Origin of the sequence: Stutzerimonas sp. FeSN7 (genome assembly GCF_030263795.1) — a bacterium.
GTDB lineage: Bacteria > Pseudomonadota > Gammaproteobacteria > Pseudomonadales > Pseudomonadaceae > Stutzerimonas > Stutzerimonas stutzeri.
The window spans coordinates 1662137-1686327 of sequence record NZ_JARPMN010000001.1; the positions used below are offsets into that span (position 1 = coordinate 1662137).

Genomic DNA, 24191 nt, shown 5'->3' on the forward strand with positions numbered 1-24191 from the left:
GCCATTCGGAGCGCGGCGCGCCGGCGTTGACGCCGCGCGCTGCAAACTGAACGCCTGTTGCCATGACCGCTTCGCTCCCTTACTGGCGCCTCTCCGGGTTCTATTTCTTCTACTTCGCGCTGCTCGGTTCGACGGCGCCGTTTCTCGGCCTGTACTTCGCCCATCTGGGGTTCTCGCCGGAGCGCATCGGCGAGCTGATCGCCATTCCGATGTTGATGCGCTGTCTGGCGCCGAATCTCTGGGGCTGGCTGGGCGACGTCAGCGGCCGCCGGCTGGAGATCGTCCGCCTCGGCGCCCTGTGCACGCTGCTGTCCTTCGGCCTGATCTTCTTCGACAAGAGCTTCGCCTGGCTGGCGCTGGTGATGGCCCTGCATGCCTTCTTCTGGCATGCCGTGCTGCCGCAATTCGAGGTCATCACCCTGGCGCATCTGCACGAGCAGCCCGAGCGCTACAGCCAGGTACGGTTGTGGGGCAGCATCGGCTTCATCCTGGCGGTGGTGGGGCTTGGGCTGCTGTTCCAGCGCCTGAGTCTGGACCTGTATCCGACCGCTGTCGCTGCGGTGATGCTGGGCATCGTGCTGAGCAGCGTCTGGGTCCCGAACGCGCAGCCGCGCCAGCGCGCCGAGTCGGCCGGGCAGGGCGGCTTTCTCGCCCAGCTGCGGCGCCCCGGCGTACTGGCCTTCTACGGTTGCGTGGCCCTGATGCAACTGGCTCACGGCCCGTACTACACCTTCTTCAGCATCCACCTGGAAGCGCTCGGCTACAGCCGCAGCTTTATCGGTCTGATGTGGGCGCTGGGCGTCGTCGCGGAGATTCTGCTGTTTCTGGTCATGGCGCGTCTGCTGGAGCGTTTCTCGCTGCGCCAGGTGCTCCTGGCGAGCTTCCTGATCGCCGCGCTGCGCTGGCTACTGCTCGGGCAGCTGGCCGATCATCTCGGCGTACTGCTGATCGCGCAGCTGATGCACGCGGCAACCTTCGGCAGCTTCCATGCGGCGGCCATCCATTTCGTCCAGCGCAGCTTCGGCCATCGCCAGCAGGGTCAGGGGCAGGCGCTGTATGCCAGCCTGTCCGGAATCGGCGGCGCGCTGGGGGCGTTGTATGCCGGATATGCCTGGTCCGGGCTCGGCCCGGGCTGGTCGTTCGCCATCGCCAGCCTGGCGGCGCTGGCAGCAGCCGTTATCATTGCCTTCCGTTTGCAGGAGGATCGCGCGTGACCGCCACGCAGCGCTGGCTTCCAGGCGACAATTGACCGGCACCGCTATTGCGTCGGCTGGCTGATCCGCGGCCATGGGTCTGTACACCCGGGGCGAGAAGACGAGCGACGCGCTGCGTCAGATCGAGGCGTTCGAGTTCCTTTTCGAATGCGAACTGAAGATGGGCGCCCTGCACAACAGATGAATTCCTGCCTGGCCGGCAGTGATCGGCCGGGCGATCCTTCGGAGAGCCGAACATGAGTGTCCTCAGTGTCTATCACGAATCCCGCCCCGAGCAGCCGCTCAAGGTCCTGACCCATCTCGAGGACATCGCCGCGACCCTGGCCGAGGTCGGCGTGCAACTGGAGCGCTGGGACGCCAGCGCGCCGGTCGCCGCCGGTGCCAGCCAGGAGGACGTGATCGCCGCCTACCGGCCACAGATCGATCGGCTGATGGCCGAGCGCGGCTACGTGACCGTCGATGTCATCAGTGTGTCCCGCGATCATCCGCAAAAGGACGAGCTGCGCGCCAAATTTCTTGACGAGCATCGTCACGCCGAGGACGAGGTGCGCTTCTTCGTCGCTGGCCGCGGCCTGTTCACCCTGCATATCGAGGACATGGTCTACGCCGTGTTGTGCGAGAAGAACGACCTGATCTCCGTGCCTGCCGGCACCCGCCACTGGTTCGACATGGGCGAGCAGCCGAGCTTTGTCGCCATTCGCCTGTTCAACAATCCGGACGGCTGGACGGCGCAGTTCACCGGCGAACGCATCGCCGATCAGTTCCCGCGCCTGGACGACTGAGCGGCCGATCCAGCGCTCACCCTCACCGAACATACGGCCAGCGAGCACAAGCAGGAGCTGACCTCCTGCCGACCCGCGCCAGCGGCGTGCTCGTTAACCATGAACCAGCAGCTAGTACCAATGCGCTGCTGAGCCGCTCTGGCACGGGAACTGAACCCTGCCGCCGCGCCGGCATCCTAATTTAGGTACTCACCCAAACAGGAGCGTACCCATGGGAGATGCATTCGGCGGAATTTTCGGCCTGCTCATCCTGATACTGGATATCTGGGCAATCATCAGCATCGTTCGCAGCGACAGCACCAGCGGCAAGAAAGTGCTCTGGGTTCTTTTGATCGTCATCCTGCCCGTGCTCGGTCTTATCATCTGGGGAATCATGGGACCGCGCGGCAATCGCCCCGACGACCGTGGGCCCTTGCGGTAAACACCGATGGAAAGCCTCAGCGCTCCGCTGGCCCTGGTGGTGCTGGTGCTGGACGTGCTCGCCATCGCGCATGTCTGGCGCAGCCCCATCGAGGCTGGTCGCAAAATCATCTGGACGCTGGTGATCGTACTGCTGCCGGTGGTCGGCCTGATCATGTGGGCGGTCGCGGCCGGGCCGTTTGGCAAGGCGCGGCTGTGAAGCATGCGTGGCATCGGCCTGGCGCTCGTCGCGCTGCTCTTCGTCGTAGGCCCGCTGCAGGCCGATGATGGTGACGCCTGGCAGGCGTTACGCGAAGGGCGGGCACTACTGCTCCTGCGCCACGCGAATGCGCCGGGGCTGGGCGACCCGCCTGGCTTCGTCCTCGATGACTGCAGCACCCAACGCAATCTTGATGAGCACGGCAGGGCGCAAGCCCGACGCTGGGGCGAGCTGCTGCGCGAGAAAGGCCTGACCAGGGTACGTCTGTTGAGCAGTCGCTGGTGCCGTGCACTGGACACGGCGCAGCAGATGGCACTCGCGCCGGTCGAGCCGCTACCGGCGCTGGATTCCTTCTTCGCCTCGCCGACCAGCGAGCGACTGCAGACCGCCGCGCTGCGCGAAGCCCTCACCGAGCTGGAACCCGGCGAGGTAGCGGTGCTGGTCACCCATCAGGTCAATATCACCGCGCTGACCGGCATCTTTCCGCAGTCGGGCGAGGGGCTGATCCTGGCTCGGCCGCTGGCCGTTGCGCCGAAGGTTCTGGCGCGTGTCGCGCCGCCGTAACCGTTTCTTCAGCCGCCCCGGGCGTAGTTGTCCCAGATGTGGATGGCTGCGTAGGCCCGCCACGGGCGCCAGGCTTCGGCACGTTCGGCCAGCGCCTTGGCGGTCAGGCCATCCGCTCCCCAAAGCGGCGCCTTGAGCAAACCCAGATCGGCATTGGGAAAGGCGTCTGCCACGCCAAAACCGCGCAGCGCGATGTATTCGGCCGTCCAGGGGCCGATGCCGGGCAGCTCGCACAGCCGGCGGACCAGCGTATCGGCGCCATCCTCCACATGCAGGTGCAACGCGCCCTCGGCCACCGCGCCGGCCAGGCGGCGCAGCGCCTGAGCGCGCTTGGCCGGCATGCCGATGTTCTCCAGCGGGTCGTCGGCGACCGCCTGCGCGGTGGGAAACAGCACCTCCAACCCGGTCGGAGCCTGCGCCAACGGCTCGCCGAGACGCTCCACCAGGCGGCGGGTGATGGTCACCGCCGCCTTCACCGTGACCTGCTGGCCGACCACCGCGCGCACGGCCTGCTCGAACGGGTCGTACGCCGCCGGCAGACGCAGGCCGGGTTGTGCCGAGACCAGCGGGCCGAGTGCCGGGTCGCCGGCGAAATGCGCCGCGATCGCCTGTGGGTCGGCATCCAGGTCGAACATCTTGCGCACCCGCGCCACCAGCGGTTGGCTGGCGTGCCGCAGCGAGTCGCTGAGGGTCAGCTCGAGCGCCGGCCGGTCGTCCGCCGCGCTCACACCGAGCCAGCCGCGGGCATCACCCAGGCGCAGCGTACGGGCATAGCCGCGCGGATCCAGGCGCTCCACGCCCGGCAGCAGACGCAGGGCGAAGTGGCGGTGGAACTGTTGCCAGTCCCAGGGTTCGAGGTAGAGCAGGTGGATGGTTTCGGTCATTTCCAGACCCTAGCGCCTGGGCGCCGCTTTGTCGCCCCGAAGTGTGCTTTCAAACCCTCGCGGTTCCCCCTGTCATCTTGGCCAACGTAGAATGCGCCTCTTTTCGGTGGGCGATGCGATCGCCCGTCCTCAGCCAGCCTGCAGACGTCGCGGCATTGCGCGCGATGGCTGCCAAGGGAGACACCCATGAGCGACTTTCAGGAAACTCTCTACGAGGGATACGGGCAGCGGTTCCAGATCGACAAGCTGCTGCATGAAGTGCGCACCGAACGCCAGCATCTGGTGATCTTCGAAAATGCCCGCATGGGCCGCGTCATGGCCCTCGACGGCGTGATCCAGACCACCGAAGCCGACGAGTTCATCTACCACGAAATGCTTGCCCATGTGCCGATCCTGGCCCATGGCCTGGCACGCCGGGTGTTGATCATCGGTGGCGGCGACGGCGGCATCCTGCGTGAGGTGGCGCGCCATCGTGATATCGAGAGCATCACCATGGTCGAGACCGACCGCACCCTGGTGGAGCTGTGCAAGGAATTCCTGCCGAATCACTCGGCCGGCACCTTCGATGATCCGCGATTGAACCTGGTGTTCGATGACGGCATGCACTTCGTGGCGACCACTGAAGAGCGGTTCGATGTCATCATCTGCGATTCCACCGATCCCATCGCCCCGCGCGAGGCGCTGTTCTCCGAGCACTTCTACCAGGCTTGCCGCCGTTGCCTGAACGAGGGCGGCATCCTGGTCGCGCAGAACGGCACGCCATTCATGCAGCTGGGCGAGCTGCAGACCACCGCCAAACGCATGCAGGGGCTGTTCGCCGACTGGCACTTCTACCTGGCCGCGGTGCCGACCTACATCGGCGGTGCGATGAGCTTCGCCTGGGGCGCCTGTAACGCCGAGAGTCGCAAGTTGCCGCTGGAAACCCTGATGCAGCGCTATAGCGGCAGCGGGATTGTGACCCGTTATTACAATCCGCACGTGCACATTGGCGCCTTTGCGCTGCCGCAATACCTGCTGCACGCGATTGCCAAGCCCAGCAACGACTGAGCGAGCACGGCGGCATCGCCCTGAACGGCCCGCCCGGCAACGGCGCGGGCCGTTTTGCATTGCAGGCCCGGTTGAACTGCTGCAGGTTCGGCGGGTTCTACTGATGGAGCCCGCGACTCTGGCGCGCGGTGGCGTCGAGCCATCCAGCCCGTGCAGTCAGACGCGTGGCCTGCTAGCTTGTCACTGTGGACACCGTCCACCGCGTCTCTTCGACTAGCTGTTGCGACTCCCGTTTGCCCGATGTCTCGACGACGGAGCCGATCTCCCGCTGAGCTCGTGGCAACTTCATCCAGGTATGAGAGGAGGTTGAATCATGAGCACCACCTTCCATGAGGATGTCAGCAGCACCGTTCTGCGCCGGATGAAAGAGGGCGGTTTCGATTTCGCCCGCGTGCATCCCATCGAGTTCTATGCGGTCTTCCCCGAGCGGGACCGCGCCCAGACCGCCGCCGAGAACTTTCGCGGTGAAACCATCAACACCCAAGTCTTTCCGCGTGAGGACGGAAGCTGGAATCTGCAGGTCAGCAAAGTGATGTACGCGACGTTCGACGGCATCGGCGACTTCGAGCAGGATCTTGAGGACCTTGTCGAACCCCTGGGTGGGGTACTCGATGGCTGGGGCGTCACCCAGGAAATCGAAAGCCAGAGTCTGTGACCGTCACTCCCTTTTCAGACCGCTGTTGAGCGCCTGGTCCCACGGCGGGACCGGGCCGAAGCGGGACTTGAGAAATTCCAGCAGCAGTCGGGTCCGCGAGTCGGCCTCGCGCGTCAGGCGCAGGGCATAGATGCCGCTGGCTTCCGGCTGCGGCAACCCGCCTTCGCAGAACAACGGCAACAGCTCGCCGCGCAGCAGGTACTCGCTGATCAGCCAGGTCGGCAGGTGGGCGATGCCGAGCCCGGCCAGCGCTCCCGCCAGCAGCGCTTCAGCATTGTTGGCCACCATCCGCAGGCGCCCCGGGCGCAACAGCTGCGATCGGCCGTTTTGTTCGAAGCGCCAGGCGTGCGGCGGGGCCAGTGCATCCCAGTCGAGGCCATCATGTTCAGGCAACTGCTCTGGGGTCAGTGGCACGCCGCGACTCTCCAGGTAGGCCGGGCTGGCGCAGACGATGCGCACCATCGGCGCCAGGGGCGTGGCGACCAGGCGCGTATCGGCGAGTGGGCCGATGCGCAGCACCAGATCGACCTCGCCGAGGTGCTCGCCATGCAGATCGACGAAGCTGTCGATCAGCCGCAACTGGATATCCACACCGGGATAGGCCTGCAGAAACTCGGCGAGAGCCGGCGCCAGATGTCGCCGCCCGAACGGCGCCGGGGCATCGATGCGGATGCGGCCTTCCGGTGCACTGTCCAGGGATGTCGCCTCGGCCCGGGCCAGGTGCAGTTCCTGAACGATGCGTCGGGCGCGCTCGGCGAAGGCAAGGGCGGCAGGCATTGCCCGCACGGCATGGGTGCTGCGGCTGAACAGCTGGCAGCCGAGCGCCGCTTCCAGCGCATCGATTCGCCGCGCCACGGCGGAGGGCGTCAGGCCATGCCGGCGCGCGGCAGCGGAAAAGCTGCCGCATTCGAGCACGTCGATAAAGAGTTCGAGCTGAGCGGAAAGGACGTCTGGCAGCATCGGGTTACCGGCTTGTGCGTAATAGGCAAAGCCATTGTGCGCGGCTGTGCGTATCGACGCCAGCGGCGGCGGCGTAGCATGGGCGCCTCATTGAGGCTGGAGCGCGAACATGCTGTTGGACATCGGGTTGAACGTATTGCTGGGCCTGGCCCTGGGCACGCTCGGCGGACTGTTCGGCATCGGCGGCGGGCTGATCGCGATCCCGGTACTGGGCGTGCTGTTCGGGCTGGATCAGCAACTGGCGCAGGGTACGGCACTGGTGATGGTGGTGCCCAACGTGCTGCTCGCCATCTGGCGTTATCACCAGCGCAATCGCATCGATTGGCGCCACGCGGCGGCGCTGGCCGGCGCCAGCTTCGTCTTCGCGATCGTCGGTGCCGCCGTGGCGGTGTCGCTGGACGCCGGGCGCATGCGCCTGGCCTTCGTCGGCTTTCTCCTGGCGCTGGCAGCCTACACGCTGTTGCGCGTGTTTCTGCGCCCGGCGCCTGGAGATGGTCAGCTGCGTCATTCCTGGCCATGGCTCAGCGTGCTCGGTGCGGGGGCCGGGGCGGCGGGCGGGCTGTTCGGCGTGGGCGGTGCGGTGATTGCCACGCCGATCCTGACCAGCGTATTCGGCACCTCGCAGGTGGTCGCCCAGGGGCTTTCGCTGGCGCTGGCTGCGCCGAGCACTGGCGTTACCCTGGTGACCTATGCGCTGCATCAGCAGGTCAACTGGCTGCTGGGCTTGCCGCTGGCGGTCGGCGGCCTGCTCAGCATCAGCCTGGGTGTGCGCCTTGCCCACGCGTTACCGGAGCGCCTGCTGCGCCTGCTGTTCAGCGGTTTTCTGGTGGCCAGTGCGGTGCTGCTGGCGATGGAAAGCTGAGCGGTTTCAGCTCGTCAGGCCGAGCAGGCCGCCGCCGAGCGCACCGGCGATCACCACCAACCACGGTGGCAGTTTCCAGTAGCTCAGCGCGGCGAAGGCCAGCACGGCCAGGATGAAGTGTTCCGCGGCCTTGATTGCACTGGTCCAGACCGGGTCGTACAGCGCCGCCAGCAGCAACCCGACCACGGCGGCATTGACGCCCGCCAGCGCCGCCTGGCTGCGGCGATTGCCGCGCAGGCGCTCCCAGAACGGCAATGCGCCCAATACCAGCAGGAAGGAGGGCGCGAACACCGCGAGCAGGCAGATGGTTGCGCCGAGCCAGCCGCTTGGGCCGCTGTTCATCGAAGCGCCGAGAAAGGCCGCGAAGGTGAACAGCGGTCCAGGTACGGCCTGGGCGGCGCCATAGCCGGCGAGCAAGGCGTCGTTGTCGACCCAGCCGGACGGCACGACCTCGGCCTGCAGCAGCGGCAACACCACGTGTCCGCCACCGAACACCAGCGCACCGGTGCGATAGAACGCATCGACCTGCGCCAGCGCCTGGCTGCCGCTGACGCCGGCCAGCACGGGAAGCAGGATCAGCAGGGCAAAGAACGCAGCCAGGGCAGACAGCGCGGTGCGCATCTTGATGCGTACGGGCAGGTCGGGGTGCACCTCGCCTGACGTCGGGCGGAACGCCAGCAATCCGATCAAGCCCGCCACAACGATGATCGCCACCTGGCTCCAGACGAAAGGCAGCAGCAAGACGGCGCTCGCCGCGGCGAGCATGATGGCCAGCCGCGGGCCATCGCTGCACAGCGTTCGCGCCATGCCCCAAACCGCCTGGGCGACGACCGCCACTGCCACGATTTTCAGACCCTGGATGAACCCGCCGGGCAGGGCGTCGCCCCAGCGGGCAATGCCCAGAGCGAACAGCGTCAGCGCGACGGCCGAGGGCAGCGTGAAGCCGGCCCAGGCCGCCAGCGAACCTCGGTAGCCGCCGCGCAGCAGCCCGATTGCCAGGCCGACCTGGCTGCTGGCCGGGCCCGGAAGGAACTGGCAGAGCGCGACCAGATCGGCGTAGCCGCGCTCGTCCAACCAGCGGCGGCGCTGGACGAATTCGTCACGAAAGTAGCCCAGATGCGCCACCGGGCCGCCAAAGGATGTCAGCCCCAGGCGCAGGAATATCAGGAAGATGCTCCAGGCTCTCAGAGGCTCGCCGGACGATAGGCGTTGGGCGTCGATGGGCATGCGAATTCGTGCTGGTCTGCAAGGGTGAATCGAGCGGAAATCCTAGCCGGCAATTGTGTCACGCCGATGACGCGCGTGCCGATTCACCGTTGTGCGGCCAGTCGTCCGCCACCAGGAACAGCCGCTCCTGCTCCAGCCAGTCGCCGGATGCGTGGGGTTCGAGACGCACCAGCAGTTGCGCCCGCGCGCGTGCCGGATCGCCGGCCAGCCACTCGGCAAGGCGGTCCGAGGTCCACAGGTCCGGTTGCGGCACGCGGGCAGCAGCCAGCCAGGCGGCACGCGGAAGTGGCTGCCAGATGGTGCCGGCCGCCGCGGCCTGATACACCGGCCAGTCGGCCTGGCGCAGCCAGCGGCCGCTCAGGTGGTGCGGGTTGGCACCATGGGGCGGGGCGCAGCCCTCTGGCCAGGGTTGAAACAGGTAGCCGCTGAGCCAGAAGCTGCTTTGCACCTCCCGCCCGGTAAGCTCGGCGAGCACGGCGCGGGCGGCCGGCTGGTTGCACAAGGGCAGCTGGTGTTGGCGCAGGTGGGCGAGCTTCAGGTCCAGGCGATCGTGGTTGCCGGGGCCGAGCCAGTGGTCGTGCTGGCTGCCGTCTCCGGGCCCGAAGCCCAGATAGAGCTTTATCGCCAGCTCCAGATGGTGCACGCCCTGGTCATCGCAGAACAGCAGGTCCAGTTCGCCGAGGGTGCTGCCGTTCTGCCGGATCGGCAGGTTGGCCGCGATCAGCTGCAGGTCGGGCGCCTGGCACAGCGCGTACTGCCAGAGCCGTTCGTAGTACAACCCCAGGCGCCGATTGCTGCGCTGCGACAGCCAGGCCTCGAGGACCGAAGGCTCGGCATCCTGGCACAGCAGCCAGTCGGCCAGCAGCCCCGGCTCGCTGTGCCAGCGGCTTGCGCTCAGGGGGTGACGCTGGTGGGGAGGTGTTTCGCTCAGCAGGGGCGGCGACAGCAGCGTCCAGGCGAGATCACGCACCTGCGGATGGCGAAGGACACTGGACAGCTCGGCAAGACTGATAGGGTTCATGTCAGCAGCATAGCCGTCGGTTTGCCGCCGGTTCGACGTTTCGCCGATAATCCGGTGCCGCTGAACACCCGCGCCTGACCGAGGCTCTAACCACTGTCGGTGCAGGCCGCGTCGATCCGCTGCGGCGGCCTCGCAAGTGCATGTTGGTGTTCAAGCGCTGCGAACGCCTGCAACTTCTGCCAGCCACACCAGGGAACTTCAATGGAGCAATTCCGCAATATCGGCATCATTGGCCGCCTGGGCAGCTCCCAGGTGCTGGATACCATCCGCCGGCTGAAGCGATTTCTCGTCGAACGCCATCTGCATGTGATCCTCGAGGAGAACATCGCCGAGGTGCTCCCCGGGCACGGCATGCAGACTTCGTCGCGGCAGCGACTGGGCGAATCCTGCGACCTGGTGATCGTGGTCGGCGGTGATGGCAGCCTGCTCGGCGCCGCCCGGGCAATGGCCCGGCACCGCGTGCCGGTGCTGGGCATCAACCGCGGCAGCCTCGGCTTTCTCACCGACATCCGCCCGGATGAGTTGGAAGAGAAGGTTGCCGAGGTGCTCAACGGCCAGTACACCCTTGAGAACCGCTTCCTGCTCGAGGCCCAGGCGCGTCGCTTCGACGAGCCGATCGGCGAGGGCGATGCCCTCAACGACGTGGTGCTGCACCCGGGCAAGTCGACGCGCATGATCGAGTTCGAGCTGTACATCGACGGCCAGTTCGTCTGCAGCCAGAAGGCCGACGGCCTGATCGTGGCGACGCCCACGGGTTCCACCGCCTACTCGCTGTCCGCCGGCGGCCCGATCATGCATCCGCGCCTGGATGCCATCGTCATCGTGCCGATGTACCCGCACACGCTGTCAAGCCGACCCATCGTGGTGGACGGCAACAGCGAGCTGAAGATCGTGGTGTCGCCGAACATGCAGATCTACCCGCAGGTGTCCTGCGACGGCCAGAACCACTTCACCTGCGCGCCTGGCGACACTGTGACCGTGCGCAAGAAGCCGCAGAAGCTGCACCTGATCCACCCGCTGGATCACAACTACTACGAAGTCTGCCGGACCAAGCTGGGCTGGGGCAGTCGCCTCGGCGGAGGCGATTGATGCAGCTGGATCCCGAGCGTGGCTACGACCTGATCGGCGATATCCACGGCTGTGGCCATGCGCTGGCGCGGCTGCTGGATCAGCTGGGCTATCGCCTGCAGGGCGGTGTCTGGCGTCATCCGCGCCGGCAGGTGATCTTCCTCGGCGACATCATCGACCGTGGGCCGCACATCCGCGAGGCACTGCACCTGGTGCATGCGATGGTCGACCACGGCCAGGCCCATTGCATCATGGGCAACCACGAGTTCAACGCGCTGGGCTGGTACATGCCGGCCCCGCCGGGCAGCGGTCGCGATTTCGTGCGTGAACACTCGCCACGCTTCGCTCGGCTGCTGCAGGAAACCTTCCAGCAGTTCGAGCACTACCCCGAGGAGTGGAAGGCCTTTCGCGAGTGGTTCTACGACTTGCCGCTGTTTCTCGAAACCGAGCGTTTTCGCGTGGTACACGCCTGCTGGGACAGCCGCGTGATCGCGCGCCTGCGTCCGTTGGTGAACGATGGCCGGATCAACCCGGCGATCCTGCGCGAGGCCGGCCTGCCGGGCACCTTCATCTGCCAGGCGCTGGATCGGCTGCTGCGCGGCACCGACATGCCGCTGCCGGAGGGCATGACGCTGACCAGCGAGGAAGGGTTCGTGCGGACCTTCTTCCGCACCAAGTTCTGGGAAGAGAACCCGCAGACCTACGGTGACGTGGTGTTCCAGCCCGATGGGCTGCCGGAGCACGCGGCGCGCCTGCCGTTGTCGCCGCAGCAGAAGAGCCGCCTGTTTCTCTATGGGCCGGATGAGCCGCTCCTGTTCGTCGGCCACTACTGGCGCCGCGGTCGCCCGGGGCCGATCCGCGACAACCTGGCCTGCCTGGATTACAGCGCGGTGAAGAACGGCAAGCTGGTGGCCTATCGGCTGGACCAGGAAACGCGCCTGGACCCGACCAAGTTCGCCTGGGTGGACGTGCAGGCGGTGTTCCGATGAGTTCGGTGAGCGAGGCCCTGCGCCTGCCGCTGTCGGAAGACCTCAGCGGCTTCATCGCCCTGTTGCGTCGCCTGCGGGTGCCTTGCCGGGTCTCGGAGGAGGGCGACCAGCAGGTGCTGCGGGTGCCGAGCGAGGTGGTCGAGCAGGTGCGCGACCTGTATGCGCGCTACCCCCAGGGCGACGACAGCGTGGTGGTCGAGCAGCCCCGGCGGCGCGGCGGCTTCGTCGCTGCCCTGCGTGCCAGCCCGCTTACCGCGGCGGTGCTGCTGATCACCCTGGCGGTGGCGGGGATCACCCTGCTCGGCGAGAACTTTGCCACGATCCGCTGGCTGAACTTCGTCGACTTTCGCATCGACGGCGAGTACGCCTACTTCGCCACGCTGGAGCAGAGCCTCGCGGCCGGCCAGTGGTGGCGGCTGATCACGCCGATCTTCGTGCACTTCGGCATCCTTCACCTGGCCATGAACAGCATGTGGTACTGGGAGTTGGGCCGGCGCATCGAGGCTCGTCAGCGTGCGCCAATGCTGCTGGCGCTGACGCTGCTGTTCGGGCTGATCTCCAATTTCGCGCAGTATCTGTTCGGCGGGCCGGGCATCTTCGGTGGTTTGTCCGGCGTGCTCTACGGCCTGCTGGGCCATTGCTGGCTGTATCAGAAGCTCGCCCCCAACGAGGCCTACCGGCTGCCCCCTGGGGTGGTAGCGCTGATGCTGGTGTGGCTGGTGATCTGTCTGACCGGCGTCATCGAGGTGCTCAGCTTCGGCGCGCTGGCCATTGCCAACGCGGCGCATGTCGGCGGGCTGGTCGCCGGATGCGTGACCGGCGTGATCGGCGGCACCCTGGCGCGGCGTCGCTAGCGGGCTGTCGCGCTTTTCCCTAAAGCGCGACAGCCCGGTAGAATGGCCGCTCGTTTCCCTCGGAGCTGGCCATGTCGACCTTTATCCAAACCGCCGAAAGCATCACCCCCGAAATCTACGCGAGCCTCAAGCAGGCCCTCGAACTGGGCAAATGGGCTGACGGCCGCAAGCTGACCCCCGAGCAGAAGGAAACCTGCATGCAGGCGGTGATCGCCTGGGAGATGAAGAATCTTCCCGAAGAAGAGCGCACCGGCTACATGGGTGGCCAGGAATGCGGCTCCAAGAGCAAGAAGGCCGAGGCCGCCATCGACACCAGCCTGTTCGCACCGGCTTCCGGAACCCGCCACTGATGCTGGAGCTCGGACGCGGCGCGCTGGAGAAGATGTCGGTTCAGCTCGAGTCGGGCGTGCCGGTGCAGTACGCCTTTCGCCTCGGTGAAGGGCTGGTGCCGGTCAATCCGCTGATCGGCAGGACGCTGCGGCTGGAATACCTGGGCGCCATCCACTGCACCCATTGCGGGCGCAAGACCAACAAGAGCTTCAGCCAGGGTTACTGCTATCCCTGCTTCAAGAAACTGCCGCAGTGCGATGTCTGCATCATGAGCCCGGAGAAGTGCCACCACGATTTCGGCACCTGTCGCGATCCGCAGTGGGGCCTGGATTTCTGCATGACCGATCATGTGGTCTATCTGGCCAACTCGTCTGGCATCAAGGTGGGCATCACCCGCGCCACCCAGCTGCCGACGCGTTGGCTCGACCAGGGCGCGAGCCAGGCGTTGCCGATCATGCGGGTCGCCACCCGCCAGCAGTCGGGCATGGTCGAAGACCTGCTGCGCAGCCAGGTTGCCGATCGCACCAACTGGCGAGCATTGCTCAAGGGTGACGCCGAGCCCATTGACCTGATCGAGATGCGCGAGCGGATCTTCGATGCCTGTGCCGACGGGGTGCGGGATCTGCAGCTGCGCTATGGTCTGCAGGCGATCCAGCCGGTCGCCGACGCCGAGGTGGTGGAGATCCGCTATCCGGTGGAGGCCTATCCGACGAAGGTCGTGAGCCTGGATCTGGACAAGACCCCGGTGGTTGAGGGCACGCTCCTGGGCATCAAGGGTCAATACCTGATCCTGGATACCGGCGTGATCAATATCCGCAAGTTCACCGCCTATCAGGTGGCCGCCAGCGCCGCCGCGTAGGGTGGATGACGTTTCGCTTGTCCGCGGTCATGGGGCGCCAGGCTCAATGACGAGCGGCCTGGAACAAGGGGTGGAGCAGGCTTCGCCGTTCTCCACCCTACAAGTCCGCCGCGACAGACGCTAAGCTCGAACTCATTCGCACGCCGGCCCCCGGGCTGGCAGTCCATCGCCATATCCCGCTTGAAGCTTGCCGCTTGAAGCTCAGTCGACGAGGTTTTCCATGCGCACCGAACAACCGAAAGTCATTCATCTGAAGGATTACCAGGCCCCCGAGTACCTGATTGATGAAACCCACTTGACCTTCGAGCTGTACGAGGATCGCACGCTGGTGCACGCCCAGTTAGTGATGCGCCGCAACCCCGAGCGCCCGGCAGGCAAGCTGCCGCCGCTGGAGCTGCATGGCCAGCAGCTCGAGCTGCTGGCCATTGCGCTGAATGACCGCGCCCTGAGCCTGGGCGACTATCAGCTCAGCGAAGACTGCCTGACTCTGCAGCCGGACAGCGACAGCTTCGTCATCGACAGCTCGGTGGTCATCCATCCGGAAAGCAACACCGCGCTCGAGGGGCTCTACAAGTCCGGCAGCATGTTCTGCACCCAGTGCGAGGCCGAGGGCTTCCGCAAGATCACCTACTACCTCGACCGCCCGGATGTGATGAGCAAGTTCACCACCACCGTCAGCGCCGAGCAGAAGGCCTATCCGGTGCTGCTTTCCAACGGCAACCCGATCGCCAGTGGCAGCGAGGACAACGGCCGTCACTGGACGACCTGGGAAGACCCGTTCAAGAAGCCGGCCTATCTGTTCGCCCTGGTGGCCGGTGACCTCTGGTGTGTCGAGGACAGCTTCACCACCATGAGCGGACGCGAGGTGGCGCTGCGCATCTACGTCGAGCCGGAAAACATCGACAAGTGCCAGCACGCCATGGACAGCCTGAAGAAGTCGATGAAGTGGGACGAAGAGGCCTACGGTCGCGAGTACGACTTGGACATCTTCATGATCGTCGCGGTGAACGACTTCAATATGGGCGCCATGGAGAACAAGGGCCTCAACATCTTCAACTCCAGCGCCGTGCTGGCCCGCGCCGAAACCGCCACCGATGCCGCGCACCAACGGGTCGAGGCGATCGTGGCCCACGAGTATTTCCATAACTGGTCCGGCAACCGCGTGACCTGCCGCGACTGGTTCCAGCTGTCGCTCAAGGAAGGCTTCACCGTTTTCCGCGATGCGCAGTTCAGCGCCGACATGAATTCGCCGACGGTCAAGCGCATTGAGGACGTCGCCTACCTGCGCACCCACCAGTTCGCCGAGGATGCCGGCCCCATGGCTCACTCGGTGCGCCCGGAGTCATTCATCGAGATCTCCAACTTCTACACCCTGACTGTCTACGAGAAGGGTGCCGAAGTGGTGCGCATGATCCAGACGCTGCTCGGCAAGGAAGGCTTCCGCAAGGGCAGCGACCTGTACTTCGAGCGCCACGACGGCCAGGCCGTGACCGTCGATGATTTCGTCAAGGCGATGGAAGATGCCAACGGCGCCGATCTGTCGCAGTTCAAGCGCTGGTACAGCCAGGCCGGCACCCCGCGTCTGTCGGTCAGCGAGCAGTACGACGAGGCGGCGCAGACCTATCGCCTGACGTTCCGCCAGAGTTGCCCGCCGACGCCGGGCCAGCCGACCAAGGAGCCATTCGTGATTCCCGTGGAGCTGGGCCTGCTGGCTGCCGATGGCAGCGACTTGCCGCTGCGCCTGCAAGGTGAGGCGCAGGCCCAGGGCACCAGCCGCGTACTGGCGGTCACCGAGGCCGAGCAGAGCTTCACCTTCGTCGACGTGCCCGAGCGCCCGCAGCCGTCTCTGCTGCGCGGCTTCTCCGCACCGGTGAAGCTGGACTATCCGTACAGCCGCGATCAGCTGATGTTCTTCATGCAGCACGATTCCGACGGCTTCAATCGCTGGGAAGCGGGTCAGCAGCTGTCGGTGCAGGTGTTGCAGGAGCTGATCGGCCAGCATCAGCGTGGTGAGGCACTGGCGCTGGACGAGCGTCTGATCGAGGCAATGCGCAGTCTGCTGCAGAACGAGACGCTGGATGCGGCGATGGTTGCCGAGATGCTCTCGCTGCCAGGCGAAGCCTACCTCACCGAGATCAGCGAAGTGGCCGACGTGGATGCCATTCATGCCGCCCGAGAGTTTGCCCGCAAGCGTATCGCCGATGCGTTGTTCGAGCCGCTGTGGCATCGCTATCAGGCCAATCGCGAGACCTCCCGCAACACGGCCTATGTCGCCTCCGCGGAGCACTTCGCGCGCCGCGCCCTGCAGAACATCGCGCTGTCCTACCTGATGCTGAGCGAGAAGACCGAGGTGCTCGGAGCCTGCCTGGAGCAGTTCGAGCATGCCGACAACATGACCGAGCGTCTGACGGCCCTGGCGGTGCTGGTCAACTCGCCGTTCGAGGCCGAGCGCGACAAGGCGCTGCAGGCCTTCGCCGAGCACTTCAAGGACAACCCGCTGGTGATGGACCAGTGGTTCAGCGTGCAAGCGGGCAGCCCGCTGCCCGGCGGGCTGGAGCGCGTGCAGCAGCTGATGCAGCATCCGGCGTTCACCCTGAAGAACCCGAACAAGGTGCGCGCGCTGATCGGTGCCTTTGCCAATCAGAACCTGATCAACTTCCACCGCGCCGATGGCGCCGGTTACCGCTTCCTGGCCGATCAGGTGATCACCCTCAACGCCCTGAACCCGCAGATCGCTTCGCGTCTGCTGGCGCCGCTGACCCGCTGGCGCAAGTACGACGGCGCCCGTCAGGCGCTGATGAAGGGTGAGCTGGAGCGCATCCTGGCCTCCGGCGAACTGTCCAGCGATGTCTATGAAGTGGTGAGCAAGAGCCTCGCCTGAGTCCGAAGGCCGATCGTGCCCGCGATCGGCCGTCTTTGCCGATAGGGTGGGGCTTCAGCCCCACCCGCACCCCATGGCCCGCTCAAGACTCGACAGCGAAATCGACGTATCGCATCCCCGTTGTGGTGACCATCCCCGGGCGCGCCGCGTCCGATCGTCACTTCGACGGCGACCCAGTCAGTCGCCATACTGGCCACTGGCCCAATCAGCCTGAGTGATCACGCGTCAATCATTGCGCGAGAGTTAACAATTCATAACGTCCGGCCAATTGTGCCTGTCCGCGGAAGCTGGCTAGGATGGCTGCGCCTGTAGTGCAGGCCTTACCTAATAAGAATAAAGGGGGTATGTATGAGTGAGCCCGTTCAGCGGCGCACACTATTCGGCCGCGCCGTGGTTCCATGCCAGGCGAGGGCGTCGCGTTTTCACTCATCGGTTGCCGGCATGCTCTCGCTATGCGGCGCCGTTTCGCTCCTGTTGCTGTCGACAACGGCGCCGGTCCAGGCTGCTACCGATGGCCAGACCCTCTATTCCATCGAGTCGGCGAAAGCCGCATCCAACCTTCTGCTCGATATCACCGAAGCCGGTGATCGCCTGGTCGTGGCCGGTGATCGTGGCCATATCCTCTATTCCGACGATGGCGGCAACAGCTGGACCCAGGCCAAGGTGCCGACCCGTCAGCTGCTGACGGCCATCGATTTCGTCGACGACAAGCATGGCTGGGCGGTCGGCCATGATGCCCTGGTCCTGTCGACCAGCGACGGCGGACAAAGCTGGCAAGTGCAGTACGAAGATCGCGAGCGTGAAGCACCCCTGCTCGACGTGTGGTTCGAAGACACCCAGCACGGCATTGCGGTCGGTGCCTATGGTGCGCTGATCGAAACCATCGACGGCGGCCAGAGCTGGGACGACATCAGCGACCGGCTCGAGAACGAAGACGGCTTCCACCTGAATGCCATTGCCCATATCGAAGGCTCCGGCCTGTTCGTGGTTGGCGAAATGGGCGGCATGTTCCGCTCCGCCGACATGGGCGAAACCTGGGAGAAGGTCGAGTCGCCTTATCAGGGCTCGTTCTTCGGCGTGGTCGGCGGCTCTGAGCCCGGTGTGGTGATCGCCTTTGGCCTGCGTGGCCACATGTTCCGCTCTGCCGATTTCGGTGATAGCTGGCAAACCATCGAACTGGCCACCGCCAACGGTCATGCGCTGGAATCGGGGCTCGCCGATGGTGCCCTGCTGCGAGACGGGCGCATCGCTGTGGTCGGTCATGGCGGCGCCGTGCTGACCAGTGAGGACCAGGGTCGCAGCTTCAAACTCGTCAACCGTCCCGATCGCCGTTCGTTGTCGGGCGTTACCTCCGATTCCAAAGGCAACCTGATCCTGGTAGGGCAGGGTGGTGTTCGCATCGCCTCGCCATCGGGCGCGGATCTGGCCCCAAAACAATAAAGCCGGGAGAGTCTGCATGACCAAGCACCAACAGAAGCCGGCGTCGTTCCTCGAGCGCCTGATCTTCAACAACCGGCCGGCAGTGGTCGTCCTCTGCCTGCTGATCAGCGCGTTCCTGTTCTACCAGGCGGCCCAGGTTCGGCCGCAGACCAGCTTCGAAAAGATGATTCCGCTGGGGCATCCGTATATCCAGAAGATGCTCGAGCACCAGAACGACCTGGCCAACCTCGGCAACACCGTGCGGATTTCCGTGGAAGCGGTGGAGGGCGACATTTTCTCCAAGGAATACATGGAGACGTTGCGGCAGATCCACGACGAGGTGTTCTACATCCACGGCGTCGACCGTTCCAACATGAAGTCGCTGTGGAGCCCCAGCGTGCGCTGGACCGAGGTCACCGAGGAAGGCTTCGCCGGTGGCGAGGTGATCCCGCAGACCTACGACGGCTCGCCCGAGAGCCTCGAGGACCTGCGCGACAACATCCTCAAGTCCGGGCAGATCGGCCGCCTGGTGGCGAACAACTTCAAGTCCAGCATCATCGACGTGCCGCTGCTCGAGTCCTATCCGGATCCGGAAGACCAGGGGCGGCAGATCAAGCTGGATTACCAGAAGTTCTCCCACGAGCTGGAAGAGAAAATCCGCGAGAAGTACCAGGCGCAGAACCCGAACGTGAAGGTGCACATCATCGGCTTCGCCAAGAAGGTCGGTGACCTGATCGACGGGCTGGTGGGCGTGGCGCTGTTCTTCATCGTCGCCATCGGTATCACCTTCGTCCTGCTGCTGTGGTTCACCCGTTGCCTGAAGAGCACCATCGCGGTGTTGATCACCACGCTGATCGCGGTGGTCTGGCAGCTCGGCCTGCTGCACACCCTCGGCTTCGGGCTTGACCCGTATTCGATGCTGGTGCCGTTCCTGGTGTTCGCCATCGGCATTTCCCACGGCGTGCAGAAGATCAACGGCATCGCCATGGCCTCCGGTTTCACCGAAGACCCGGTGACGGCAGCGCGCATGGCGTTCCGCCAGCTGTTCATCCCAGGCATGGTGGCGTTGCTGTCGGATGCGGTGGGCTTCGTTACCTTGCTGCTGATCGACATCGGCGTGATCCGCGAGCTGGCCATCGGGGCATCGCTGGGCGTGGCGGTGATCATCCTGACCAACCTGATCCTGCTGCCGGTGGCGATTTCCTACATGGGCATTAGCCAGAAGGCGATCAAGCAGGCCCGTGAAGAGGCCTCGCGCGACCATCCGTTCTGGCGTGCGCTGTCGAACTTCGCCAGCCCGACCGTGGCACCGATTTCCATCACCATCGCCGTGGTGGCGCTGGCTGGCGGGCTCTGGTACGGCCAGAACCTGAAGATCGGCGATCTCGACCAGGGCGCGCCGGAGCTGCACCCGGATTCGCGCTACAACCTGGACAACGATTTCGTCATCCGCAACTACTCGACCAGTTCCGACGTGCTGGTGGTGATGGTCAAGACCGCACCGGAAGGCTGTTCGCACTACGACACGCTCGCCGCCATGGACGAGCTGATGTGGAAGATGCAGAACACCGAGGGTGTGCAGTCGGCAGTGTCGATGGTGTCGGTGGCGCGCCAGGGCATCAAGGGCATGAACGAGGGCAGCCTGAAATGGGAAACGCTGTCGCGTAACCAGCACGTGCTGAACAACTCCATCGCCCGCGCCGAAGGCATGTACAACAGCGACTGCTCGCTGGCGCCGGTACTGGTATTCCTCAACGATCACAAGGCCGAGACGCTGGAGCACGTGGTCGCTGCGGCCAAGGATTTCGCCGAGGAGAACAACCGCGAGGGCCTGGAGTTCGTGCTGGCAGCGGGCAACGCAGGGATCGAGGCGGCGACCAACGAGGTGATCGCGGCATCGGAAACCACCATGCTGATCGCCGTCTACCTGGCCGTGAGTATCATGTGTCTGCTGACCTTCCGCTCGCTGGCCGCGACGCTCTGCGTGATCCTGCCGCTGGTGCTGACCTCGATCCTCGGCAACGCGCTGATGGCGTTCATGGGCATCGGCGTGAAGGTCGCCACGCTGCCGGTGATCGCGCTGGGCGTGGGTATCGGTGTGGACTACGGCATCTACATCTACAGCCGCCTGGAGTCCTTCCTGCGTCAGGGGCTGACCCTGCAGGAGGCCTACTACCAGACGCTCAAGTCCACCGGCAAGGCGGTGATCTTCACCGGCGTCTGCCTGGCGATCGGTGTGGTGACCTGGGTGTTCTCGGCGATCAAGTTCCAGGCCGACATGGGGCTGATGCTGACCTTCATGTTCCTCTGGAACATGGTCGGGGCGATCTGGCTGCTGCCTGCCCTGGCGCGCTTCCTGATCAAACCGGAGAAGCTGCGGCAGCAGGGGTGAGCCGGGATGTAGCGAAGAACCGCGGCCCTTGGGCCGCGGTTTTTTTTTGAGTGGAAGTAAAGGGAAGGGGGCCAACGCTCCGGGCCCCGGAGGATCAGGCCGTCTGGCTCAGCATTTGCGCAATGGCCTGCGCGGCCACGTCACCGATCACCAGGATGGCCGGGCTCTTCAGCTCGAAGGCGTGGGCGTCGCGACACATGCCGGCGAGACTGGAGCGGCACTCGCGCTGCTGGGGCAGCGAGGCGTTCTCGATCATGGCCACCGGCGTGCTGGCGTTCATCCCGCCTTCCAGCAGCCCGGCCTGCACCTGCTCCAGCTTGCTTACACCCATGTACACCACCAGCGTGGTGCCGCTTTTGGCCAGCGCCTGCCATTCGAGGCTGCTGTCATCCTGGGTGTGCGCGGTGACCAATGTTACGCCACGCGCTACGCCGCGCTGGGTCAGCGAGATGCCGCATTGCGTGGCGCCGGCCAGGCCGGCGGTGATGCCGTTGACCAGCTCGACCTCAATGCCGCGCGCCGCCAGCCATTCGGCCTCCTCGCCGCCACGGCCGAAGATGCACGGATCGCCACCCTTGAGGCGCACCACACACTTGCCCTGACGGGCGTAGCGCAGCATCAGCCGGTGGATGAAGGCCTGCGGCGTCGAGCGGCAGCCGCCGCGCTTGCCCACCGGGATGATGCGAGCGTTCGGGCAGTGTTCGAGCACGGCGGGGTTGACCAGGTCATCGATCATCACCACCTGTGCCTCGCCCAGCGCGCGCACGGCCTTGAGGGTCAGCAGCTCCGGGTCGCCAGGGCCGGCGCCTACCAGCCAGACTTTTGCGCTCATGGGGTAATCCTCGTCTTGGTTGGTATCAGAGAAGTGCGCGTTCCGGCTGGTGGGCCAGCAGGCGCTTGAGTTCGGGCACGCAGGAGCCGCAGCTGGTGCCACAGCCGAGTTCCTGCTTGAGGCCGGCCAGATCGAGACCGCGCTCGATGCCAGCGCAGATCGCGCTCTGGCTGACGTTCAGGCAGTTGCACAGCGTGCGGTCGGTTCCGACCTTGGCATTGCCCGGTGGCGCACTGAGCGGCGCCAGCAGCCAGCGGCGCAGTTCGGCGTCCGCACTGCCGCTTTCCCAGAGCCCGCGCAGCCACTGCCGGGCGGCGGTTTCGCCGGCCAGGCGCAGGGCGACGATACGGCCGTCCTCGATGCGTACGCGCTTGCCGACAGCACGGCGGGGATCGTCATAGGCCAGCACCGGACCTTCATCGAGGCCGAGCAGGTGGTCGACGGCAACCAGCTCGACTGCCGTTGGCGCCGCTTTCCGGGCGGCGCGGATCAGCAGTGCCGAACGCTCGCGCCCGCCGAGGCTGAAGCTGGCGTAGTCGAACGTTTCGAACAATGGCCGCAGCGCCTCGAAACGTCGCTGCACGTCGCCCTCGACCAGCGCAAAGAACTGCCACGGCAGTTCGACTCGTTCCACTTCGATGCCGGCATGCTTGAGTTCCGGTTGCTTCGACAGGGAGTCGACGCTGGCCAGAGTCAGGGCGTTGCTACCCAAACCCTTGAGGAAGCGATCGCCCCAGTGCATCGGCAGGAACGCCTGGCCGGCGCGCAAGCTGTCGTCCTTCTGCACCGGCAGGATCAGGCTGCCGCGCCGGCTCTTCACCTCTACCAGCTGGCCGTCCAGCAGACGCCGGCGACGCATGTCCTCGGCGTTCATGCCAAGCAGCGCCTCTTCGACATGGCCGAACAGCCGCGCCGCGGTGCCGGTGCGGCTCATGCCGTGCCACTGGTCGCGCAGCCGACCGGTGTTGAGCGTCAGCGGATAGCGTGCCTCGCGCTTTTCCTTCGGCGCCTGGTAGTGCTCGGCAACGAAGCGCGCGCGGCCATTGGCAGTGGGGAACACACCGTCGCCATACAGCCGCGCGGTGCCCAGTTCGCTGCCTGGCGGAAACGGCCATTGCTGCGGACCGAGGGTGTCGATCAGTGCGTAGCTCAGGCCGCTGTAGTCCAGATCGCGGGCGGCGGTGAGCGGCTTGTACTCCTCGAACAGCGCTTCGGCACTCTCGAACGCGAACAGGCTCGGCGCGCCGGGACGCAGGTGACGTTCCAGCCGTCGGGCAAAATCGCAAGTGATCGCCCAGTCCGCGCGGGCTTCGCCGGGCGCCGGCACGGCGCGACGTACATGGCTGATGCGGCGCTCGGAGTTGGTCACCGTGCCTTCCTTCTCGCCCCAGCTCGCGGCCGGCAGCAGAAGGTCGGCGTGGCGGCAGGTCTCGGTGGTGAAGAAGGCTTCCTGCACCACGACGAAGGGGCAGGTGGCCAGGGCCTCATGGACTTTCTGCTGGTCCGGCAGCGACTGCGCCGGGTTGGTACAGGCGATCCACAGCGCCTTGATCTTGCCTGCACGCACCGCCTCGAACAGCCCAATGGCGGGCAATCCAGGCTGTTCGGGCAGCTGCTCGACACCCCAGTAGGCCGCCACTTCTGCACGGTGTTCGGCATTGGTCGCGTCGCGGTGGCCGGGCAAGAGGTTGGACAGGCTGCCGGTTTCGCGGCCGCCCATGGCGTTCGGTTGACCGGTGAGTGAGAAGGGCCCGGCGCCCGGCTTGCCGATCTGTCCGGTGGCCAGGTGCAGGTTGATCAGCGCGCTGTTCTTCGCGCTGCCGGCGGTAGACTGATTCAGACCCATGCACCACAGGGAGAGGAAGGCCGGAGCGCTTCCGATCAGCCGTGCGCAGGTTTGCAGATCATCTACCGAGATGCCGCAGAGGTCGGCGACCATCGCCGGGGTGTAGTCGCGCACCAGGCTTTTCAGCGCATCGAAGCCCTCGGTATGCGCATCGATGAAGCGGCGGTCGATCCAGCCTTCCCACATGAGGATATGCAGCAGGCCGTGGAACAGCGCGACATCGGTGCCGGGCAGGATCGGCAGGTGCAGATCGGCCAGTTCGCTGGTGTCGGTGCGCCGCGGGTCGACGACGATGATGGTCATCTCCGGCCGCTTCGCCTTGGCTTCCTCCAGCCGGCGGAACAGCACCGGATGCGCGTAGGCCATGTTGCTGCCGGCGATCAGCAGGCAGTCGGCCTGCTCGATATCTTCGTAGGAGCAGGGTGGGGCGTCTGCGCCCAGGCTGCGCTTGTAGCCGACCACCGCCGAGGACATGCACAGCCGCGAGTTGGAATCCAGGTTGTTGGTACCGACCAGGGCGCGGGCCAGTTTGTTGAAGGCGTAGTAGTCCTCGGTCAGCAGCTGGCCGGAGACATAGAAGGCGACGCTGTCCGGCCCGTGTTCGCGGATGGTCTCGGCGAATACGCTGGCCGCATGCTCCAGCGCGCTGTCCCAGTCGGTGCGACCACGGGCCAGGCCCTTGCCCAGACGCAGCTCCGGGTAGAGCGCGCGGGCGCCCAGGTCGCCGGTCAGGTGCAGGGTCGAGCCCTTGCTGCACAGCTTGCCGAGGTTGGCCGGATGGCCGGGGTCGCCGGCCACGTCGAGGATGCGCTCGCCGTCGTGCTCGATCAGCACGCCACAGCCGACTCCGCAGTAGCAGCAGGTCGAGGCGGTTGTCATACGCATG

The 24191-nt window shown here is 65.7% G+C and carries 22 protein-coding genes and 1 pseudogene; 17 read left to right on the forward strand and 6 right to left on the reverse strand.

The features are described 5' to 3' along the window. Positions 1 to 62 precede the first annotated feature (62 nt). From P5703_RS07820 to P5703_RS07845, 6 genes and pseudogenes are all read left to right on the forward strand, one after another. Entirely contained in the window at positions 63 to 1214 is a 1152-nt protein-coding gene (locus P5703_RS07820) for an MFS transporter (RefSeq protein WP_011913547.1), read from the forward strand. A 39-nt stretch (positions 1215 to 1253) separates the two neighbouring features. Next, positions 1254 to 1398: pseudogene (locus tag P5703_RS07825) on the forward strand (methylthioribulose 1-phosphate dehydratase); the annotation flags it as partial. A gap of 52 nt (positions 1399 to 1450) precedes the next feature. After that, a complete protein-coding gene (locus P5703_RS07830; protein ID WP_011913546.1) occupies positions 1451 to 1996 on the forward strand; it encodes a 1,2-dihydroxy-3-keto-5-methylthiopentene dioxygenase in 546 nt (181 codons plus the stop codon). Between the two features lie 211 nt (positions 1997 to 2207). Continuing rightward, positions 2208 to 2417 carry a PLD nuclease N-terminal domain-containing protein gene (locus P5703_RS07835; RefSeq protein WP_011913545.1) on the forward strand — a complete coding sequence of 70 codons (210 nt, stop codon included), beginning with the start codon at positions 2208 to 2210 and terminating at the stop codon, positions 2415 to 2417. A 6-nt stretch (positions 2418 to 2423) separates the two neighbouring features. After that, a complete protein-coding gene (locus tag P5703_RS07840; RefSeq protein ID WP_011913544.1) occupies positions 2424 to 2615 on the forward strand; it encodes a PLDc N-terminal domain-containing protein in 192 nt (63 codons plus the stop codon). A gap of 3 nt (positions 2616 to 2618) precedes the next feature. Beyond that, entirely contained in the window at positions 2619 to 3179 is a 561-nt protein-coding gene (locus P5703_RS07845) for a histidine phosphatase family protein (protein ID WP_048328902.1), read from the forward strand. Positions 3180 to 3187: 8 nt separating this feature from the next. Here P5703_RS07845 and P5703_RS07850 read toward each other — a convergent pair whose 3' ends face one another. After that, a complete protein-coding gene (locus P5703_RS07850; RefSeq protein ID WP_125920836.1) occupies positions 3188 to 4063 on the reverse strand; it encodes a DNA-3-methyladenine glycosylase family protein in 876 nt (291 codons plus the stop codon). Between the two features lie 186 nt (positions 4064 to 4249). On the opposite strand from P5703_RS07850, the gene speE reads away from it, so the two are divergent. Together speE and P5703_RS07860 are read left to right on the forward strand one after the other, a co-directional pair. Further along, positions 4250 to 5110: a polyamine aminopropyltransferase gene (gene speE, locus P5703_RS07855; protein WP_125920837.1), complete on the forward strand. Its 861-nt coding sequence runs from the start codon at positions 4250 to 4252 to the stop codon at positions 5108 to 5110. Positions 5111 to 5423: 313 nt separating this feature from the next. After that, positions 5424 to 5765, forward strand: coding sequence for a ribonuclease E inhibitor RraB (locus P5703_RS07860; protein WP_011913540.1), 342 nt, complete (start codon positions 5424 to 5426; stop codon positions 5763 to 5765). A 3-nt stretch (positions 5766 to 5768) separates the two neighbouring features. On the opposite strand, the gene P5703_RS07865 is transcribed toward P5703_RS07860, so the two are convergent. Beyond that, positions 5769 to 6725 carry a LysR family transcriptional regulator gene (locus tag P5703_RS07865; protein ID WP_285586032.1) on the reverse strand — a complete coding sequence of 319 codons (957 nt, stop codon included), beginning with the start codon at positions 6723 to 6725 and terminating at the stop codon, positions 5769 to 5771. Between the two features lie 109 nt (positions 6726 to 6834). On the opposite strand from P5703_RS07865, the gene P5703_RS07870 reads away from it, so the two are divergent. Further along, positions 6835 to 7587, forward strand: coding sequence for a sulfite exporter TauE/SafE family protein (locus tag P5703_RS07870; protein ID WP_011913538.1), 753 nt, complete (start codon positions 6835 to 6837; stop codon positions 7585 to 7587). A 6-nt stretch (positions 7588 to 7593) separates the two neighbouring features. Here the strand turns inward: P5703_RS07870 and chrA are convergent, their stop codons facing one another. Both chrA and P5703_RS07880 read right to left on the reverse strand, forming a co-directional pair. After that, the gene (gene chrA / locus P5703_RS07875) at positions 7594 to 8814 is read right to left on the reverse strand and encodes a chromate efflux transporter (RefSeq protein WP_256069113.1); all 1221 of its coding nucleotides are present in this window, start codon (positions 8812 to 8814) and stop codon (positions 7594 to 7596) included. Positions 8815 to 8872: 58 nt separating this feature from the next. Further along, positions 8873 to 9835: a DUF1853 family protein gene (locus P5703_RS07880; RefSeq protein WP_181121112.1), complete on the reverse strand. Its 963-nt coding sequence runs from the start codon at positions 9833 to 9835 to the stop codon at positions 8873 to 8875. A gap of 201 nt (positions 9836 to 10036) precedes the next feature. Between P5703_RS07880 and P5703_RS07885 the strand changes: the two genes are divergently transcribed. From P5703_RS07885 to P5703_RS07920, 8 genes are all read left to right on the forward strand, one after another. After that, the gene (locus P5703_RS07885; protein ID WP_013983038.1) at positions 10037 to 10924 is read left to right on the forward strand and encodes an NAD(+) kinase; all 888 of its coding nucleotides are present in this window, start codon (positions 10037 to 10039) and stop codon (positions 10922 to 10924) included. Beyond that, positions 10924 to 11892: a metallophosphoesterase gene (locus P5703_RS07890; protein ID WP_256069115.1), complete on the forward strand. Its 969-nt coding sequence runs from the start codon at positions 10924 to 10926 to the stop codon at positions 11890 to 11892. The genes P5703_RS07885 and P5703_RS07890 overlap by 1 nt, the downstream gene beginning before the upstream one ends. After that, entirely contained in the window at positions 11889 to 12746 is an 858-nt protein-coding gene (locus P5703_RS07895; protein ID WP_125866435.1) for a rhomboid family intramembrane serine protease, read from the forward strand. The genes P5703_RS07890 and P5703_RS07895 overlap by 4 nt, the downstream gene beginning before the upstream one ends. A 71-nt stretch (positions 12747 to 12817) precedes the next feature. After that, complete coding sequence (locus tag P5703_RS07900; protein ID WP_011913532.1) at positions 12818 to 13096, forward strand: YeaC family protein; 279 nt, start codon at positions 12818 to 12820, stop codon at positions 13094 to 13096. Next, entirely contained in the window at positions 13096 to 13935 is an 840-nt protein-coding gene (locus P5703_RS07905; protein WP_017245208.1) for a DUF2797 domain-containing protein, read from the forward strand. The genes P5703_RS07900 and P5703_RS07905 overlap by 1 nt, the downstream gene beginning before the upstream one ends. A gap of 220 nt (positions 13936 to 14155) precedes the next feature. Next, positions 14156 to 16816 carry an aminopeptidase N gene (gene pepN / locus P5703_RS07910; protein ID WP_285586040.1) on the forward strand — a complete coding sequence of 887 codons (2661 nt, stop codon included), beginning with the start codon at positions 14156 to 14158 and terminating at the stop codon, positions 16814 to 16816. 441 nt (positions 16817 to 17257) lie between these two features. Beyond that, a complete protein-coding gene (locus tag P5703_RS07915; RefSeq protein WP_285590124.1) occupies positions 17258 to 18256 on the forward strand; it encodes a WD40/YVTN/BNR-like repeat-containing protein in 999 nt (332 codons plus the stop codon). Between the two features lie 16 nt (positions 18257 to 18272). Continuing rightward, positions 18273 to 20627: an efflux RND transporter permease subunit gene (locus tag P5703_RS07920; RefSeq protein WP_014596958.1), complete on the forward strand. Its 2355-nt coding sequence runs from the start codon at positions 18273 to 18275 to the stop codon at positions 20625 to 20627. A gap of 94 nt (positions 20628 to 20721) precedes the next feature. Here the strand turns inward: P5703_RS07920 and cobA are convergent, their stop codons facing one another. Together cobA and P5703_RS07930 are read right to left on the reverse strand one after the other, a co-directional pair. Continuing rightward, positions 20722 to 21459: a uroporphyrinogen-III C-methyltransferase gene (gene cobA, locus P5703_RS07925; protein WP_048328911.1), complete on the reverse strand. Its 738-nt coding sequence runs from the start codon at positions 21457 to 21459 to the stop codon at positions 20722 to 20724. A gap of 25 nt (positions 21460 to 21484) precedes the next feature. Further along, entirely contained in the window at positions 21485 to 24190 is a 2706-nt protein-coding gene (locus tag P5703_RS07930) for a nitrate reductase (protein ID WP_285586046.1), read from the reverse strand. Position 24191: the final 1 nt, after the last annotated feature.